Source organism: Neobacillus sp. NPDC093182, from assembly GCF_044754045.1.
In genome coordinates this window covers 1-1,230 of the sequence record NZ_JBIVOI010000048.1, presented here as the reverse complement: position 1 = coordinate 1,230, position 1,230 = coordinate 1, and the positions used below count along the sequence as shown (strand labels likewise).

1 protein-coding gene and 1 pseudogene are annotated in these 1,230 nt (G+C 37.9%); both read right to left on the bottom strand.

Annotated elements, in window-relative coordinates; translation table 11 throughout:
• Positions 1-61: 61 nt before the first annotated feature.
• Positions 62-835: an IS21-like element helper ATPase IstB gene (gene istB / locus ACIQAA_RS32400; RefSeq protein ID WP_402628024.1), complete on the bottom strand. Its 774-nt coding sequence runs from the start codon at positions 833-835 to the stop codon at positions 62-64.
• Positions 832-1,230, bottom strand: a pseudogene (locus ACIQAA_RS32395) (IS21 family transposase); the annotation flags it as partial. The gene istB and the pseudogene ACIQAA_RS32395, both read right to left, overlap by 4 nt.

The following is a 1,230-nucleotide window of genomic DNA, read 5'->3' as shown; positions in this document are numbered from 1 at the left end:
GTGTAACCGTCAAGTAGAAATCAACAGTTTTTAATAAATAAGATTAAACAGTTTTTATCAATTAAGATTCAACACTTTGATAATCAAATAATGCTTTCCTGTATTTCATTCTGATACTGTCTTGTTCTTCGCTGAAAGTCAAAATTTCACTCCGATGTAGAAGACGATCCAATATAGCTGTCGTAAGTGTCGTATCCCCAAGGAACTTTCCCCATTCTCCAGGGCCTTTATTAGATGTAAGGATAAATGCAGCTTTGTCATACATCTCATAAATGAACTGGAAGAATAAGTGGGCATCCTGCGGTTCATATGCCATATACATGACATCATCGATGATAATCAGATCAGATTTGGTGATACGGTTGTATCTCGTCCTAGATTTACTAATATACTCTCTTGATTTCAATACATAAATCAAACGATCCATTGATATAAAAGAAACTTGGTATCCACGCTCAATAGCGTGAATACCAAGGGCTGTTGATAGATGAGTCTTACCGACACCCGTTGGTCCCATCATAATTAAAGTAAAATACTCATCGACCCATGATAATTGTTTTAATATATTCAGTTGTTTTTCTCCAATCGCTGTCTGTTCTTCAAGGCGAAAGTTCTCAAATGTCAAAGCTTCTGGAAATTCTGCCCACTTCATTAGTCTTTCACTGTTTTTCCTTTCCCTACAACGCATTTCATGACTCAGGAACTCATGGATGAACTCATGATATGTCCATCCCTTTGCTTCTGCTTCCCTTAGAAGAGAGGGTAACTCCTTGGCTGTCTCTGCTAGACGTAAGGTTCGACATTTTTCCTGTAGTGATTCGTAAGGTTGACTCATCGGTTTGCTCCTCCCTGAAGGACACTTAAATAAATATCTTCTCTTCGTTCGGGGGCAACTAAAGTCTTATATTTCTCATTCAGGGTTCCAGTTTCTTTATGTTTCTTTCGGCCCTGTATTTCTAATGAGATGGCAATATCCCGAAGATCATTTGCACTAGTCAACCGTAAACGTCTCATCTCATAAAGTGCCTCGTCAATGAAAGATGGATATTTCAGAATGACAGATTGTACAACTTTAAGTTGATCTATCATATGGCGTGGATATTGATTAGAGAGAATTTCAATAAGCCAATTTGCAGCTTCTTTATCGGTTAACATTCCTTTGATTTGCTGTATTAATAGGTCACGTTTAGTTTGTTCACGTTCCCGATGGGAAGGGTCTGAAATAACAGC